The sequence below is a fragment of the Mesorhizobium sp. L-2-11 genome, from assembly GCF_016756595.1.
Classification (GTDB): domain Bacteria; phylum Pseudomonadota; class Alphaproteobacteria; order Rhizobiales; family Rhizobiaceae; genus Mesorhizobium.
This window is the reverse complement of the sequence record NZ_AP023257.1, coordinates 6,426,701-6,443,158: the sequence shown is the minus strand read 5'-3', so window position 1 is coordinate 6,443,158 and position 16,458 is coordinate 6,426,701. Positions and strand designations below refer to the sequence as shown.

General features: G+C 59.7%; 15 protein-coding genes, 1 pseudogene and 1 riboswitch. Of the genes and pseudogenes, 12 read left to right on the top strand and 4 right to left on the bottom strand.

Annotated elements, in window-relative coordinates:
• Positions 1 to 106: 106 nt before the first annotated feature.
• A complete protein-coding gene (locus JG739_RS30590) occupies positions 107 to 790 on the bottom strand; it encodes a transposase (RefSeq protein ID WP_080511922.1) in 684 nt (227 codons plus the stop codon).
• Positions 791 to 1,416: 626 nt separating this feature from the next.
• The gene (locus JG739_RS30585; protein ID WP_202364603.1) at positions 1,417 to 2,502 is read right to left on the bottom strand and encodes a cytochrome-c peroxidase; all 1,086 of its coding nucleotides are present in this window, start codon (positions 2,500 to 2,502) and stop codon (positions 1,417 to 1,419) included.
• Between the two features lie 788 nt (positions 2,503 to 3,290).
• Here JG739_RS30585 and JG739_RS30580 point away from each other — a divergent pair.
• Entirely contained in the window at positions 3,291 to 3,551 is a 261-nt protein-coding gene (locus JG739_RS30580; protein ID WP_006333988.1) for a transcriptional regulator, read from the top strand.
• Positions 3,552 to 4,574: 1,023 nt separating this feature from the next.
• Here JG739_RS30580 and JG739_RS30570 read toward each other — a convergent pair.
• Positions 4,575 to 5,990 carry a mannose-1-phosphate guanylyltransferase/mannose-6-phosphate isomerase gene (locus JG739_RS30570; protein ID WP_010913522.1) on the bottom strand — a complete coding sequence of 472 codons (1,416 nt, stop codon included), beginning with the start codon at positions 5,988 to 5,990 and terminating at the stop codon, positions 4,575 to 4,577.
• Positions 5,990 to 7,423, bottom strand: coding sequence for a phosphomannomutase (locus tag JG739_RS30565; RefSeq protein ID WP_202364601.1), 1,434 nt, complete (start codon positions 7,421 to 7,423; stop codon positions 5,990 to 5,992). Before JG739_RS30565 ends, JG739_RS30570 begins: the two co-directional genes overlap by 1 nt.
• 412 nt (positions 7,424 to 7,835) lie before the next feature.
• Between JG739_RS30565 and JG739_RS36275 the strand changes: the two are divergent.
• From JG739_RS36275 to JG739_RS30515, 11 genes and pseudogenes are all read left to right on the top strand, one after another.
• Positions 7,836 to 8,033, top strand: a pseudogene (locus tag JG739_RS36275) (hypothetical protein); the annotation flags it as partial.
• Positions 8,034 to 8,116: 83 nt separating this feature from the next.
• Positions 8,117 to 8,386 carry a hypothetical protein gene (locus JG739_RS36270; protein ID WP_342216473.1) on the top strand — a complete coding sequence of 90 codons (270 nt, stop codon included), beginning with the start codon at positions 8,117 to 8,119 and terminating at the stop codon, positions 8,384 to 8,386.
• A 526-nt stretch (positions 8,387 to 8,912) separates the two neighbouring features.
• Positions 8,913 to 9,611 (top strand): 7-cyano-7-deazaguanine synthase QueC, encoded by a 699-nt coding sequence (queC, locus tag JG739_RS30555; protein WP_172352507.1) that lies wholly within the window; start codon positions 8,913 to 8,915, stop codon positions 9,609 to 9,611.
• Positions 9,611 to 9,967, top strand: coding sequence for a 6-carboxytetrahydropterin synthase QueD (queD, locus tag JG739_RS30550; protein ID WP_202364600.1), 357 nt, complete (start codon positions 9,611 to 9,613; stop codon positions 9,965 to 9,967). The genes queC and queD overlap by 1 nt, the downstream gene beginning before the upstream one ends.
• Positions 9,964 to 10,701 (top strand): 7-carboxy-7-deazaguanine synthase QueE, encoded by a 738-nt coding sequence (gene queE / locus JG739_RS30545; RefSeq protein ID WP_136617730.1) that lies wholly within the window; start codon positions 9,964 to 9,966, stop codon positions 10,699 to 10,701. Before queD ends, queE begins: the two co-directional genes overlap by 4 nt.
• 280 nt (positions 10,702 to 10,981) lie before the next feature.
• A riboswitch (TPP riboswitch) is annotated at positions 10,982 to 11,098 on the top strand.
• Between the two features lie 103 nt (positions 11,099 to 11,201).
• The gene (thiC, locus tag JG739_RS30540; RefSeq protein ID WP_202364599.1) at positions 11,202 to 13,037 is read left to right on the top strand and encodes a phosphomethylpyrimidine synthase ThiC; all 1,836 of its coding nucleotides are present in this window, start codon (positions 11,202 to 11,204) and stop codon (positions 13,035 to 13,037) included.
• On the top strand, positions 13,034 to 14,035 hold the full coding sequence (gene thiO, locus JG739_RS30535; protein WP_202364598.1) for a glycine oxidase ThiO: 1,002 nt from the start codon (positions 13,034 to 13,036) through the stop codon (positions 14,033 to 14,035). The genes thiC and thiO overlap by 4 nt, the downstream gene beginning before the upstream one ends.
• The gene (gene thiS, locus JG739_RS30530; protein ID WP_202364597.1) at positions 14,004 to 14,201 is read left to right on the top strand and encodes a sulfur carrier protein ThiS; all 198 of its coding nucleotides are present in this window, start codon (positions 14,004 to 14,006) and stop codon (positions 14,199 to 14,201) included. The genes thiO and thiS overlap by 32 nt, the downstream gene beginning before the upstream one ends.
• Before the next feature lie 3 nt (positions 14,202 to 14,204).
• Entirely contained in the window at positions 14,205 to 14,978 is a 774-nt protein-coding gene (locus JG739_RS30525; RefSeq protein WP_202364596.1) for a thiazole synthase, read from the top strand.
• Entirely contained in the window at positions 14,975 to 15,580 is a 606-nt protein-coding gene (locus JG739_RS30520) for a thiamine phosphate synthase (protein ID WP_202364595.1), read from the top strand. The genes JG739_RS30525 and JG739_RS30520 overlap by 4 nt, the downstream gene beginning before the upstream one ends.
• Positions 15,571 to 16,341 (top strand): hydroxymethylpyrimidine/phosphomethylpyrimidine kinase, encoded by a 771-nt coding sequence (locus JG739_RS30515; RefSeq protein WP_202367705.1) that lies wholly within the window; start codon positions 15,571 to 15,573, stop codon positions 16,339 to 16,341. The genes JG739_RS30520 and JG739_RS30515 overlap by 10 nt, the downstream gene beginning before the upstream one ends.
• Positions 16,342 to 16,458 lie beyond the last annotated feature (117 nt).

Here is a 16,458-nt window from a genome sequence, read left to right as displayed (position 1 = left end):
GCCGCGACAGATCAGGGTGCTGGTGCGCAAAATCTCCGTCCATCCGACAGCCGGCGAGCCTTCGATCACAGTTCTACCGTCTGGTCGAATGGCGGCATCTTAAGCCTTATTGCAGTCCTAGCTTCCTCTTCAGTTCCGCGTTCTCTGTGCGTAGGCGTTCCGCGAGCAGGCTCTTCAATCGCTTGTTTTCTTTCTCGAGGGCGACCAGGTCCTTCAGATCGTCGCCATCGGATCTAGGCGCCGCGGCCTTCTTCCAGTGATAATAGGTCTGTTCCGATATACCCGCCTGCTTTACGGCGCTCTTGAGAGTGGTGCCGCCGCTGATCGACGTCTCGACCTGAGCGAGCATTTGGGCGCGCTCTTTTCCGGAGTAGACCTTCCGGGCGCTCCGCACGGCCGCTGCTGTTGCTGTTGCTTCCGCCGGGGACGCCGCATTGGCGCCATTCTTGCGACCAGGATCAGTCTTGGCCTTCCGCGAAGGTTGGGTTTTCTTCTTCGTTTCCGGCGTCCTTCCTTTGGGAGCGTGTTCGGTTGCAGCTTCTACTGATTCAGCTTCTAGGGGATTTGCCATGAGATACTCCGCTCGCGGTTTGTGGGCGTGTTCAGCATCAAGGGCTATGACATTAGAGTCAATCAGCCGACGATTTGGCAGATCCATATCTTTGAGCTCCCTTGTTGTGTCGGCTATAGCCGCGGAGAGATCGACATCGCTCCAGATGGAATGGCCCCGTTTTTGATAATTGCGCTTTTGTTTGACCTCCACAGTGAACGGTCGGGTCTGCCGCCTCATAGTTTCTTCCTTGTTAGAACGAATTGCACAGGAGGTCGCGGCTGACGATAAATGAACAACTGGCGCTTCCTCTGTTGCGCCGAGCTATATGGATGAGATAGCCCGAGAGCAAGCGGCACTTGCGGTGTGCATTGACAAATGCTCGGGCCACGTCGCTGGCTGGCCGCAGCTTTGTTTTCATATCGATGCGTTTGCAGAGCTGGAACAGCGGCTCGCGCGTCGCAACGCCATCGAGCACGTTTTGAAGGGGTGGATCTGAAGGCATCCGGTTTCTGCTGGGCGCACGCCAGCGGCTCGCGGAATATTGTCCGCGATGGCTCGATCAGGTGGTTGCGAGCTTGTCAGCGGATCTAAAGCGGGGGTAGGGGGTACATGTAACGACACATCACGACACAGTCGGCTAGTCGGAGCGTCTGATCGACGTGGCCGGCAAGGCGGGTCATGCTGTCGTGACGCAAGTGGGCGTCGACGGGTCAGGTTTTCATTTAGCGTTTCAATTGAATTCGGAAATGAAAGTCCCCCTAGCTTTCCAGTTGGATAGGCCTCGCCGGAAGTCATGATCGTCTCGTCCCAGTGAAGGTCGCAATCATTCGTGATTGCGACCTTCGCTAGCCAGCTCCGGCCAATCATTGCGGGAGGATATGCAATACAGGTCGAGGCGTTGTCGGCGTTTCGGCGGGTAAGACGGGATAGGCGACCTCCGGTACTTTTCCGGTCAGCGAATTAAGGAAGGCAACGAGCAGGTCGACTTCTTTTTCCGTCAATTCTTGGCCGAGCTGGGTGGTCCCCATAATGGCGACGGCCTGTTTCAGATCCCAAACCTTGCCCGAATGAAAGTATGGCGCGGTGAGTGCTACGTTGCGCAACGGCGCCACGCGGAAAACATAGGAATCGTCGGCTTCATGGGTCACGGCAAATCGGCCTTTGTCGTTTTCCGGCAGGACATCGGGGTTGGGCTTTTCAACGAGGCCGAATGGGGAATAGCCCTCCCCACCCACGTTGATACCGCCGTGGCAGGACGAGCAGCCTTTGTCCATGAAAAGCGTCAGGCCCTGTTTCTGTTCGGAAGTCATAGCGGCGTCATCGCCGTTGAGGAAGGCATCGAAGGGCGCCGGTGTGACCAGTGTCGCCTCAAAGGCTTCGATTGCCTTGGCGACGTTTTCGAAGGTGACGCGATCGGCTTCGCCCGGGAAAGCTGAATTGAACCACTCGACATATTGCGGCATCGACTTGAGCGTGGCGATGAGTTGACCTGGTGTGTTGGCCATTTCGACAACGGCTTGGATCGGTGCCTTGGCCTGAACCTTCAGGTCTTCAGCACGACCATCCCAGAACTGCGCTATGTTGAAGACAGCGTTCAGTACCGTCGGCGCGTTGCGCGGTCCCTTCTGCCAACCATGGCCGATCGAGCTTTCTTGATTGTCGTCGCCCCCGGTGGCCAAGTTGTGGCACGAATTGCACGACAAGACGCCTGACGCCGAGACGCGTGGATCGAAGAACATTGCCTTGCCTAGGGCTATCTTCTCCGGTGTGATCGGGTTGTTGGCGACTGTCGGCGTGATGGATGGTAGAGGCTTGAAGGTGGCCCGTGCTGTTTCTCTGAGGTATACGGGGATCGTTTGCGCAGCAAAAGCGATGGCCGGCAACGCGACAGCCACCGTAGTGAATAGGATTTTCACAAGTGATCTCCCTGCGTTTTGCACGGAAGCCATTGTTGATATGCGGTTCGTGAACGCCTTGCGCTAAAGGCGGCAATCCTCTTTGAATAAAATCGATTCTGACGCGGACCTGACATATTGTCTTCCTTCGTTGCATTGCGCGATATCACCCACGATGAACGCCAGTCGGTATCTCCTGTCGCCTCTCGAGAAGCATCAAAAGTCGTGCCAACTGAGCAGAAGGAACCTCCGGGGATTTTCTGGTCATCATTCAATAGGTTGAAGGAATTCGCAGCAAAGCGCAGCCCTACTCCGGTGTCGCGGATCTGACAGCCAACAGTCGGGCTGAAACAGAGAGATGTTGGTCCCTCAGCGTCTTGTCCGATGGGCACCCGGCCTCCTGCATGGGCGGGAGGGGACCACACGGTATTAAAGCTCAAGATGAACGCCGCCGGCAAGCATCGCTAGACAGTCCCCGCAGATACTTTGACGCTGGTCCGCGAGCTGGTGCGCCTAGTGCCCGACCGCCAGATCGCGGCTCCTCAATCGCGCCGCAAGCCGACGGCGCGTTAAAGCGGCCGCGCAATCATCGATGTGAGCGTGATGACGGCGCTGCGCACTGTGTCGTCGAATTGTGGCCACTGGAGCAATCCTCGTAAAGCGAGCCAAGGTTCTTGATCTAAACGGCGGCGGCCGCCATATTAACGTAGCGCCTCTCACACGTTCGAGAGTGATCGCATTTTTGGATGCCGCCGGCTCGGGCCGTTTCGGCATCCCATTTCAACATCGGCCGCCGCTTGTTTCGAGTCATCGAATGGCCGTTCTCTGCATTTGGAGGCAAAATGACCGCAACGCCTTTCGCGCTGCCCGAGGCAGTGCTTACCGCAATCTCAAACGGAAAACCCGTAATTCAGGCATATCGGGAACATCTTGGCTATTCGACCGAGGACATTGCCGTGACCAGCGGTCTGACAGTCGAGGAGGTCGGGCTGATCGAATCTGGCCATTGTTTCGACAAGGGCTATCGCGATCGGATCGCTCGGGCGCTTGGCTTGGCTGAGAGTATCTTCGATGAAATCTCGGGTATCCCGAACGCTGCCTGACGTCGGCCTCTGAAGATTACCCGCCGCCTGCCAGGTCGGATCAAAATCCCAAGGGTATATCAATACCCTTACGGCGGCGGGGCGGTGGCAGAATTCTTATTTCTACGGAATCGATTCGCTCTGCGGGAGATCGGCCTCATGCTGGGCGACACGGATGTAACCTTGGCCCGCACGAGAGGCCAGATCTGTGGATAGAGAGAACCGGCTAGCCGCGTTGATGGTACGAGGGCATGTGGACAAAATATCCCTACCCGATGGTGGCGCCGAACTACGGCACAACGATCAGCGCTTGCGAAGTCGAGCGCTTAGGCGAAAGATTTCGGCGGAACCACCCGAGGCCATCAGGAAGATTCGTCACGATGAAAGCGATCCCTTGCCCGTTCTGCACAAGCTGCGAGGTTAGGCCATATGAAACGGACGAGGCGCGCGTTGTGATGAAATGCGAGGACTGCGGTGCATCGGGGCCGGTCTGCATCGACGAAGTCAACGCCGTCGAAAGCTGGAATTACCGTCCATCTGCCCAGCCCGAATAGGATTGTCCACGTGGCATGGCGATAGCGATGCGCCTACGCCTAATGGCCCCGGTCCGTCACCGGCGCGCAGGAGCGTATTATCTTCGTCAGCCGGTGCCGCGTTTCTCTTGCGAGCCCCCGCCAGTCAGGCCCGGCGCATGCTGGCCTACCCCCGTCAGAGTGCCAGGCCGCTCATGTCGCGCCTGCCGTACATGGCAACGAACCTTATCGCGCATCTGATCGACTGATATTGCCGATCACCTTCCGCTACTCGAGCGGCTGTAGCAGCGCATGCCGTTACATCGGATGCGCAAGTGTCGTCTGACAATCTCGCCGGAAAACTGCCGTCTCAACAATTCGGCCAGCCTGTCGTTTCGACATCGCTCACTAGCCATACTCATAAAACCTGTTCTGGTTTGCCTCGCCTTGCCTAGCCGCCGGTCGCCTGACAGCCCACATGCCGACGCAGGTTCGGTCTGCCAGCCACCGTAGGGCATGTGACGTTGGACTGTCACGTTCGACCGTATACGTCCTCAAGCCGCACGATGTCATCTTCGCCGAGATACTCGCCGCTTTGGACCTCGATCATCACCAGTCCGATATTGCCGGGGTTTTCGAGCCGGTGTTTGTGGCCGCAAGGGATATAGGTGGATTGATTAGTGGTCAGGAGTAGCTCCTGGTCGCCGTTGACTATTTTCGCAGTGCCGCTGACCACGACCCAGTGCTCGGAGCGGTGATGGTGCATCTGCAGGCTCAAGCGTCCGCCCGGCTTCACCTCGATGCGCTTGATCTTGAAGCGCTCGCTTTCCTCCAGAACCGTGTAGGTGCCCCAGGGCCGGTGCACGGTACTGTGAAGCAAGTGCGCTTCATGTCCCGCAGCCTTGAGTCCCTCGAAGAGTTTCTTGACGTCCTGGACGCGATCGCGGGATGCAACCAGCAATGCATCGGGGGAATCCACGATCACCAGGTCGCTGATGCCGACGGTGCCGATGACGCGTTTGTCCGAGCTTATGTAACTGCCCACGGTGTCGACCACATGGACATCGCCGCGAATCCTGTTGCCGCTCCCGTCAGCGGCGACCAGTTCGGCCATTGCGTTCCAAGATCCAATGTCGTTCCACCCCATTTCGCAGGGAACGACAGCGAGATTGTGGGTTTTTTCCATCACCGCATGGTCGAGTGAAATACGCGGCGCCATGGCGAAGTGCTCAGATGAGAGTTCGACGCTGGCAACATGTTCGCCGTGGCTGACGCGAGCATTATCATAGCTATCGAGAACGGCATCGATCACCTGCGGGCAATGCGCAGCCATTTCGTCGAGCATGACCTGCGCCTTGAAGCAGAAGATGCCGGCGTTCCAGAAGAAACGTTTGGACGCGACATAAGATTTGGCAGTCTCGGCGTTCGGTTTCTCGACGAACCGGACAACTTTCTCACCGTCGGCCTCGATGTAGCCGAATGCGGTGTCTGGCCTATCCGGGGTTATCCCCAAGGTTGCGATACGCCCCTGCAGCGCCTGTTCGATTGCCCGGTTCATGGCGGTTTGAAATGCGGGCAGATCACCAATCATATGGTCGGCGGGAAAAACACACAGAACAGCATCGGGACCCTGTGTTGCCTTGGCATGGACGGTTGCCGCAGCGACGGCGGCGGCGGTATCCCGACCCTCAGGCTCAAGCAGAAAGGTGCGTGGCAAAACAACGGAATCCAGCTCGTCGAAAACGTCTTTCGTAAGGAAGAGGTGCCCCGTGGACGTCACGGTAACAAGCTCCACGACATGCTGCATCGAAGCGGCGCGCAACACGGTGTGCTGGATGAGCGAAAGTCCATCCGCCACCTTGAGAAAAGGTTTGGGGTGCGATTGCCTTGAGGCGGGCCAGAGCCGCGAACCAGCTCCACCGCTGATGATGACCGGAACCACTTTCATCAAAGGTCCTCTATCTCGTCTGTAAGCGCGAACGCATGTGCCCCTTGCAGCGTCGAGGCGACGATCGCCATGGCCCTGCTCTCGGTCGAAGCTTCCGAGTAGCAGCGCAGTTCCGGGGCATTGCCGGAAGGCCGCAGATGTATGATCTCACCTGAAAGCATCCGCGCCCTGAGGCCATCGGTTTCGTCAATTTCGGCGACGGTCCCGAACGAGGCAAGAAAGTGCTGCAGTGCGTTCCGGCTTGCGAGATGATCCATCAATCTGCGCGAACTTTCCGCGGGGAAGTTCTGAAGCCGGTCACTGGCGCACACAGGAAGATTCCAAAGCCCGCGCAGTCGCGACAGCTTCTTTTTTGTCGACGCCATGGTACTGAGCACGGCCAAAATCGGGAGGAATGAGTCCCGCGTCGGCAGTGCAGTCAATGTCTTCCCATTCACGACACAATCCGAGCCCAGCAGAACACCACCATTGGCCTCAAAGCCGACGATGACGCCGCCGGCGCCGTGTAATGCTTCCATTGCTTCAATGACAAATGGAGACCCGACTTTCGTCCTCTGGACCGCGAAACCCAAGGCCTTCGAAATTCCCGAATTGGAGGTCACTGGCGTCACGATCGTGTCTGCCTTCAGGAAAAGAGCCGTTGCAAGCCCAACCAGGTCGCCGCGAAGAAGATCGCCATTTTCATCAGCGATGAGTGGCCGATCAGCGTCCGCATCGGTCGACACGATGGCATCGAGACCGAATTCGCGGACCCAGTTCTTCAATTTTGCGATTGTTGCTGCGTCCACGGCTTCGGTATCGACAGGTACAAAGGTCCCGGTTTTCCCGACGGCGACCACGCTGGCACCGAGCGATCGAAGAACCTGTACCAACAGTTCCGCCGCGACCGAACTGTGCTGATAGACACCAAGTCTCATGCCGGAAAGTGAGCCCGGCTCCAGCATGTCATGGGCGCGCTCTCGATAAGAGGCGATCGCTTCTTCACGGTGCATAGGCCACGTCGTTCCCAGACAAGCCGTTGGTAAGCAATACGCAATTGATCTTTCGGCTACAAAGCGCGTAATCGCGGCCTCATCCGCCTTGCTGATTTCACCATTCGGGCCATAGAATTTGATGCCATTGCGATCGGCTGGAATGTGTGACCCGGTCACCATAAGAGCCGCCGCGCCGTGTTTGCATGCAAATAGTGCCAGGGCAGGCGTAGGTATCGTGCCGCAATCGATCGGCTGGAAACCATTTGCGGCCAACGCCGCCATGCAATTGTTGGCTATCGCCTGACTGCTGTCACGTAGGTCACGGCCTATGAAGACCGAACTATTCGGCTGAACCCGGCTGGAAATCAAACGCCAAGCGAAAGCTTCGGTATAAAGTCCGCTGGCCTTTCCGACCAATTCCGAAGCCAAACCTCGAACGCCGCTTGACCCGAATTTCATGATTTCGCTTTGCTAGTGGACAGGCAGGGTGGGGTAATGTTGCAATGGCTAGTACTTTCTATTGCAAGCGCCATCGTTCTCAGCCACCTGCTGTTCAGGTATGCAGTCTCTACAACACGGTGTGGCGTAAGGACCTCTCAGAGTTCCGCCGAACAGCAGGGCATCCACTGGCACAGGGGCATCCACAGTTCTCCATCTATTGGAATCTTTTGGCGCGCTCATCTAATGATCAAGGCAGTGGGGTGATCGATCGGTGCCTGCCTATGCAGCATCATGACAGGTCCGTAAACTTGGTTGTTTGGATGGAATGCATCCATGGCATGGATAGGGCTAGAAGGCCGTCTCGATCAGCGCAATGGAACCCTGTGATTCTTGGGTAATGGATTAAGGTCAGCCAGAGCGCTCGCCGACCATGGCGTCGCCTAGGGCGCTGGACCCAAGCAGGAACCGATGCTCGGATCAGTTGGGCGACGATCAGCGCCGACAATGTCTTGCCTTGCGACGCCTTCAGAAAGTTGTTTCTGGAATTGCGTTCGATCAAGGCCCAGCGCAAAACCTATATGCAGACGTCGCCGCCGCAATCTTCGCCTTCGGCTTTGTCTACATCCACCCGTTCGAGGACGGAAACGGCCGCATTCACCGCTACCTGATCCACCACGTCCTTGCCATGCACCGCTTCAATCGCCGGGAGTGGTGTTTCCCGTCTCGGCCGCGATCCTGGACCAGATCGACGAATACAGGCGCGTGCTGGAGAGCAATTCGAAGCGCCTTCTGCCATTGGTCGAATGGGAACCGACGCCGCAATTCAACGTCCGGGTGCTGAATGACACCGGGGATTTCTACCGATACTTCGATGCAACCCCGCACGCCGAATTTCTTTATGCCTGCGCTCGGCGGACGATCGAACGGTACCTTCCTGGCGAAACAGCTTTTCTGCAGCGCTACGATCAATTCCGGCAATAGGTGAATGCCTTTATCGACATGCCCGAGCGGCTGATCGATCTGCTCTTCCGTTTTCTTAACCAGAATGGTGGCCCCTATCGAGCCGCGCCCTCGGAAAGGAATTCCCAGCTCTGACCAATGACGAGGCGCGGCGGCTCGAGGCGATCTATGCGCAGACCAGAAAACGGCAAAGCACGAGGCAGAAGCCTTTGACTGGACTGCCGGTCGACCCTTGCGTTGTCGCCGAAACTCGGGACGTCATGTTCTGGGGCAAACCGGACAAGCCGAAGGTGTGTCGGGAATGCTGCTGGGCCACGGCAGTGATTTCTGCATCGTCTATACGCCTATATACGCAGTGCCGGCGTCAGCACCCCAGCGGTCGAAGATACGCGACAAGTCGCGTGCAAAGTCATCCTGGGGACGCTGACAACAAGGTACGTGGGCTCAATCGCGTGCACCCCATTCACAAAACCGGCTCCGTGGAGTAGTGGGAACGCAGAGAAATCTCCGGTCGCAGCCTTACCCGGTCAAAACAAGGATTCAAACCATGAATGCCCTCGTCATCTGCTCCGGCGGATTGGACTCTGTTTCGCTCGCTCACAAGGTGGCGACCGAGCAGAAACTCATTGGCCTGCTTTCGTTCGATTACGGCCAGAGGCACAAAAAGGAACTCGGCTTTGCCGCTATGTGCGCCAAGCGGCTGGGTGTTCCGCACCAGATCGTCGATATCCGCGATGTCGGCCGGAACCTGAGCGGCTCGGCGCTGACTGATAACGTGGACGTGCCCGACGGGCACTATGCCGAAGACTCCATGAGGATCACGGTGGTGCCGAATAGGAACGCCATCATGCTGGCCATCGCCTTCGGGGTTGCCGCCGCGCAGCAGGCCGATGCGGTGGCCACTGCCGTCCACGGCGGAGATCATTTCATCTATCCAGATTGCCGGCCCGCTTTTATCGACGCCTTTCAGACGATGCAGAACCATGCCCTCGCAGGCTACGCCGATATCCGCCTGTACGCTCCGTATGTGAATATGTCGAAGGCCGACATCGTCAGCGAGGGGGCAAAGTACGCCACACCGTTCGAGGCGACGTGGTCCTGCTACAAGGGCGGTGCACGTCATTGCGGTCGCTGCGGGACATGCGTCGAACGGCGCGAAGCATTCGATCTGGCCGGCATCACCGACCCGACAGATTATGAGGATGCAGACTTCTGGCTCCACGCTATCCAGACAACGAGCGCGTGATGTTCCGCATTACCAAAGAGTTCCACTTCTCGGCCTCGCATCAGCTCACCTCCTTGCCATCCGATCATCAGTGCGCACGCCTGCACGGCCACAACTACGTCGTCGTCGTGGAGCTTTCAGGTGGCGAACTGGACGAACACGGCTTTGTGCGCGACTACCAAGATCTGGCGGCGTTCAAGCACTACATCGATGGGACGTTCGACCATCGGCATCTTAACGACGTGCTGGGGCATGACCATGCCACAGCGGAATGTCTGGCCAGGCACTTCTACCACTGGTGCAAGATGCGGCTACCCGAAACCTCCGCCGTGCGGGTGAGCGAGACGCCGAAAACCTGGGCGGAATACCGACCATGACTTGCGCGTTGCATCCCGGAATCCGGGTGAGCGAGATTTTTGGGCCGACCATTCAGGGCGAAGGCGTGCTGATCGGCTTGCCGACGGTGTTCGTAAGAACCGGCGGGTGCGATTATCGCTGTTCCTGGTGCGACAGCCTGCATGCGGTGGACCGTCGCTTCCGCCATGATTGGGAGATGATGTCTCCCGACGCGGTTTGGCAAAAGGTCATTGCGCTTTCCGGCGGTCAGCCCGTGATGGTATCGCTGTCGGGCGGCAATCCGGCCATCCAGCCGCTTGGCCAGTTGATCGACCGCGGGCATGGTGAGGGCTACCGTTTTGCATTGGAAACCCAAGGCTCGGTGTCTAAGCAATGGTTCGCGGATCTCGACGTGCTGGTACTAAGCCCCAAGCCGCCCTCAAGCGAAATGACGACAGATTGGGCCGCGTTCGACGCCTGCTTAGAGGCGGCGCAGGATAAGCCGCAGATGGCGCTCAAGCTCGTTGTCTTCGACGATGATGACTATGCCTATGCCAAAGACGCCGCGGCGCGCTACCCGCAATTACCCGTCTATCTGCAGCCCGGCAATCACACGCCGCCGCGTCCCGGCGACGAAGACGCGTTCATCGACATGGCCGGTGTGATGAGGCGCATGGAATGGCTGGTTGAAAAGGTGACCCGTGACAGGTGGTTCGAGGCGCGTGTACTGCCGCAGCTTCATGTTCTGCTCTGGGGGAACAAACGGGGCGTCTAGCCGAAGCGGAAGGATTGCCGACGACGAGCAAGACAGACATCTATAACAATCTCACCCAACTGGGTGGCAGCAGCGTCGTTCCGGAAAGCCCCGAAAATACCGTGCTGGAAAAGGCACCGAATCCGCATGAGGCCTCGCCTTATTGGGGGCGCTTCACCGCTGCTCTGGGACGTCACTTGCTCTCGATGCTAGCATCCTTTTCCGCTGGGTTTGTTTGGTCGTCGATCACCGCTGCGGGACGAATGCGCTTGACAAAATAGCGCCGGCCCATTCAATTCGACGCATTCACCAGGGGAGTCCCGGCAAGGGGCTGAGATACTGCTGGCTTTCGCGGCGCAGTGACCCGTTGAACCTGATCCAGTTCATACTGGCGTAGGGACGGTGCAAGCGCTTTGCGGGAGTTTACACCCGAGGTCCTGTTTCGGCAGGTCGACAAAAGCGTCTTTTCATCCTTCCGGCACAGAACTGGGTCTCCAATGCATGAGCAAAGGAGCCTCAAGATGAATGCCCTCACACCCGCCGTGTCGACGGGACCGCTGCCCGCCTCACGAAAGATCCACAAGCCCGGTGCCATCCACCCGCAGATCAGGGTTCCGATGCGCGAAATTTCCGTCCATCCGACGGCCGGCGAGCCGGCCGTCATCGTCTACGATCCATCCGGCCCCTATACAGACCCGACTGTCGAAACCAGCATCGAAAAGGGACTTGTCCGGCTTCGCCACGAATGGGTCACGGCGCGCGGCGATGTCGAAGCCTATGACGGCCGCCATGTCCGGCCGGAAGACAATGGGTTCGCCACCGGCGAGCGCCTGACGCCGGAATTCCCCATTCGCAACCGGCCGCTCAGGGCCAAGGCAGGCAAGGCGGTGACCCAGCTTGCCTATGCGCGCGCCGGCATCATCACGCCCGAAATGGAGTTCGTCGCCATCCGCGAGAACCTCGGCCGCGAGATCCTGCGCGGCAAGCTTGAGCGTGACGGGGAAGCCTTCGGCGCGGCGATCCCAGACTTCGTCACGCCGGAATTCGTGCGCGACGAGGTGGCGCGCGGGCGGGCGATCATTCCTGCCAACATCAATCATCCCGAGAGCGAGCCGATGATCATCGGTCGCAATTTCCTGGTCAAGATCAACGCCAATATCGGCAACTCGGCGGTCACTTCCTCGATGGCCGAGGAGGTCGAGAAAATGGTGTGGGCGATCCGCTGGGGCGCCGACACGGTGATGGACCTGTCGACTGGCCGCAACATCCACAACATCCGCGAATGGATCGTGCGCAATGCACCGGTGCCGATCGGCACGGTGCCGCTCTATCAGGCGCTCGAAAAGGTCAACGGCATTGCCGAGGACCTGACCTGGGAGGTCTACCGCGACACGCTGATCGAGCAGGCCGAACAGGGCGTGGACTATTTCACCATCCACGCCGGCGTGCGGCTGCACTACATCCCGCTGACAGTTAACCGGGTCACCGGCATAGTCTCCCGAGGTGGTTCGATCATGGCCAAATGGTGCCTGCACCATCACCGCGAAAGCTTCCTCTACGAGCATTTCGCGGAGATCTGCGACATCTGCCGCGCCTATGACGTGTCCTTCTCGCTCGGCGACGGCCTTCGCCCCGGCTCGATAGCCGACGCCAACGACGCGGCGCAATTCGCCGAGCTGGAAACGCTCGGCGAGCTGACGAAGATCGCCTGGGCCAAGGATTGTCAGGTGATGATCGAGGGCCCCGGCCACGTGCCGATGCACAAGATCAAGGAAAACATGGACAAGCAGCTCGCCGTCTGCGGCGAGGCGCCCTTCTACACGCTTGGACCGCTGACGACCGACATCGCGCCGGGCTATGACCACATCACCTCAGGTATCGGCGCCGCCATGATCGGCTGGTTCGGCACCGCCATGCTCTGCTACGTCACGCCCAAGGAGCATCTCGGCCTTCCCGATCGCAACGACGTCAAGATTGGCGTGATCACCTACAAGATCGCCGCCCATGCCGCCGATCTGGCGAAGGGCCATCCGGCGGCGAAAGTCAGGGATGATGCCCTTTCCCGCGCGCGCTTCGAGTTCCGCTGGGAGGACCAGTTCAACCTGTCGCTCGATCCCGAAACGGCGCGGTCCTTCCACGACCAGACCTTGCCCAAGGAGGCGCACAAGGTGGCACATTTCTGCTCGATGTGCGGGCCGAAATTCTGCTCCATGCGCATCTCCCACGACATTCGCGCCGAAGCACAAAAGGAGGGCATGGCGGCGATGGCGGCGAAATACCGTGAGGGTGGCGATCTCTACATGCCGGCTGACGAGACCGGCGTAGCGCTCATGCCAGAGGCGCCGAAACCATCATGAAGGTGTTGGTCAAAGGGGCCGGCGTCGCCGGCCTCACCGCCGCCTTCGAACTCGCCGCCCGCGGCGCGACGGTCACAGTCGCCGAGATTCGACAGACCCTTGGCGGCAATGCATCGTGGTTCGCCGGCGGCATGCTGGCGCCATGGTGCGAGCGTGAAAGCGCCGAGCAGCCGGTGCTGGATCTCGGACGCGATGCCGCCGACTGGTGGGATGCGGCGACGCCCGGCCAGGTGACGCGGGCCGGAACACTGGTCGTGGCCGCGCCGCGCGATGCGGGCGAGCTCGACCGCTTCGCCAGCCGCACGTCAGGCCATCGGCGTGTCGACGAAGACGAAATCGCGCTGCTGGAGCCCGACCTTGCCGGTCGCTTCCGGCGAGGATTGCTGTTTCCCGATGAGGCTCATCTCGACCCGCGCCAGGCGATGGCGGCACTCCATGAAAAGCTCACAGCCATGGGGGGCGAATTCCACTTCGGCGCCGACGCCCGGCAGGTTTCCGGTTTCGATCGCCAGATCGACTGCACGGGGATGGCGGCGGTCGACGACAGGCTGCGCGGCGTTCGCGGCGAGATGCTGATCCTGCGCACGCCTGACATTTCGCTGTCGCGCCCGGTCCGGCTGCTTCATCCGCGCTTTCCGCTCTACATGGTGCCGCGCACCAACCACCGTTTCATGATCGGCGCGACGATGATTGAAAGCCAGTCCGCCGGGCCGGTCACGGCGCGTTCCATGATGGAGCTGCTGGGTGCCGCCTATGCCCTCCATCCGGCCTTTGGCGAGGCCGAGATCGTTGAAACCGGTGTCGGCGTTCGTCCGGCCTTTCCCGACAACCTGCCCCGCGTCGAAACGAGCGGAGACACCGTCGCGATCAATGGGCTCTATCGCCACGGTTTTCTCCTCGCCCCCGCCATGGCGCGCCAGGCTGCCGACCTGGTTTTCAATCAAGACGGAACCAAGGAACGTACTCATGAAACTGATGGTCAACGGCGAAGCGCATGAGGTTGCCGCCACCACGCTGGCGGAGCTGCTTACCGCGCTCGACTATGAGGGCGATTGGCTCGCCACTGCCGTCAACAGCGACCTCGTGCACAAAGCCAAGCGGGCGGAATTCCAGTTGAGCGAAGGCGACCGGATCGAAATCCTCTCACCCATGCAGGGAGGTTAGACCATGTTCGAGCTTTATGGAACCGAGCTTCCGTCGCGTCTGCTTCTCGGCACCGCTCAATATCCTTCGCCGGCCATCCTTGCCGAGGCAGTCAAGGCGTCGGGCACGTCGGTGGTGACGGTCTCGTTGCGCCGTGAGATGGCAGGCGGCAGGGCCGGCGAAAAATTCTGGTCGTTGATCCGGTCGCTGGGTGTCAGAATCCTGCCCAACACTGCCGGCTGTCACTCCGCCAAGGAAGCGGTCACGACCGCGAAAATGGCGCGTGAGGTCTTCGGTACGAACTGGATCAAGCTCGAAGTGATCGGCAACCACGACACGCTGCAACCAGACGTGTTCGGCCTTGTCGAAGCCGCCCGCATCCTGTGCGAGGACGGTTTTGATGTATTCCCCTATACCACCGATGACCTTGTCGTCGCCGAGCGGCTGCTGGAGGTGGGCTGCAAGGTCTTGATGCCGTGGTGCGCACCGATCGGTTCGGCGCTGGGGCCGATCAACATCACGGCGCTGCGTTCTATGCGCGGACATTTCCCTGACGTCCCGCTGATCGTGGATGCGGGGCTCGGACGGCCGTCGCACGCGGCCACCGTCATGGAACTCGGCTTTGACGCCGTGCTCCTGAACACAGCGGTCGCCAAGGCGGCCGATCCGGTTGGCATGGCGCGTGCTTTCGGTAAGGCGGTCGACGCCGGTCGTGAGGCTTTCAGTTCGGGAATGCTCGAACCGCGCGACGTCGCCGTGCCATCGACACCGATGATCGGCAGGGCAGTTTTTTCATGAAGCTCGATCCCTTCTACCTGATCGTCGACAGCGCCGCCTGGATTGGGCGGTTGGCACCACTCGGCGTCAAGCTGGTTCAGCTTCGCATCAAGGACATGGGCGAGGACCGACTGCGCGCCGAAATCCGGAAGGCAAAGGCCTTGTGCGCCGAGCACCAAAGCCAGCTCATCGTCAACGACCATTGGCGCCTGGCAATCGAGGAAGGCTGCGACTTCGTCCATCTCGGCCAGGAGGATTTGCAGACCGCCGACCGCGCGCGGATTCGGGCAGCCGGCGTCAGGCTCGGGCTGAGCACGCATGATCATGTCGAACTGGAGACGGCCATGTTTGCCGAGCCCGACTATATCGCGCTCGGTCCCATCTATCCAACCATCCTGAAGAAGATGAAATGGGCGCCGCAAGGGCTCGAACGGATCAGCGAGTGGAAGTGCCGGGTCGCGGCGATTCCCCTGGTCGCGATTGGCGGTCTCAACCCTGACCGCCTCGACGGCGCTTTTGAGGCTGGTGCGGACAGCGCGGCGGTGGTGACCGACATCACGCTGAACGACGACCCCGAAGCGCGCACACGAGAATGGATCGAAAAGACGGAGCGATGGCGCTGAGGCGAGAACCGCATGTGCTTGTCGTTGGTGGGTCGGACTCCAGCGGTGGAGCTGGAATTGCCCGCGATATAGAAACGGTTTCCGCCTTCGGGCTGCGCAGTTGTCTTGCCATCACCGCCGTGACAGTCCAGACGCACTCGGCTGTCGAGCACGTCAAGCTTGTGCCGTCGGAGCTTGTCGCCGCTCAGATGCGCGCCGCGTTCGCTGCCAACGCTGTCGCGGCCGTCAAGATAGGCATGATTGGGACATCGGCGGCTGTTGAGGCAGTCGGCGCTGTTTTGGTCAACCGCCAAGTGCCTGTGGTACTCGACCCGGTCCTGGCCTCTACCTCGGGACGCAATCTGCTGGCGGACGATGCCATTAATATGCTGCGCCACGATCTGATGCCGATCTGCCGGCTTGTAACGCCTAACCTGGTCGAGCTGGCTGCGTTTACCGGCTCGTCACCGGCCGCGGACGAAGAAGGGGCTTGTCGTCAGGCTGAAGAGCTATCGAGGACGGTGAGGACCGCCGTACTCGTCAAGGGCGGCCATGCACAAGGAACCCGTTGCGTCGACGTGCTTTTGCAGCCGAACCAACCTGCAGTTCGGTTCGAGGCGCCCCGCTTGCCGCGTGGGATGCGCGGAACGGGTTGCATGATGGCCAGCGCAGTCGCCGCCTCGCTTGCTCTTGGAGCGTCGCTGGAAGCGAGCGTGCGCCAAGCCAAGCAACATGTTTTCGATGCGCTTGCCGGATCGAAGGACATCGGGCCGACAAGCTGATCGGGCCGAACGTATCCAACGCTCCGATCAAGTCTGGCAGGCGATCGTGGGTCTACTCCTAGGACATGAAGGCCCTATCCGAGGGGTGAAAATGCGGCATACACGGTCGCTTTCGCC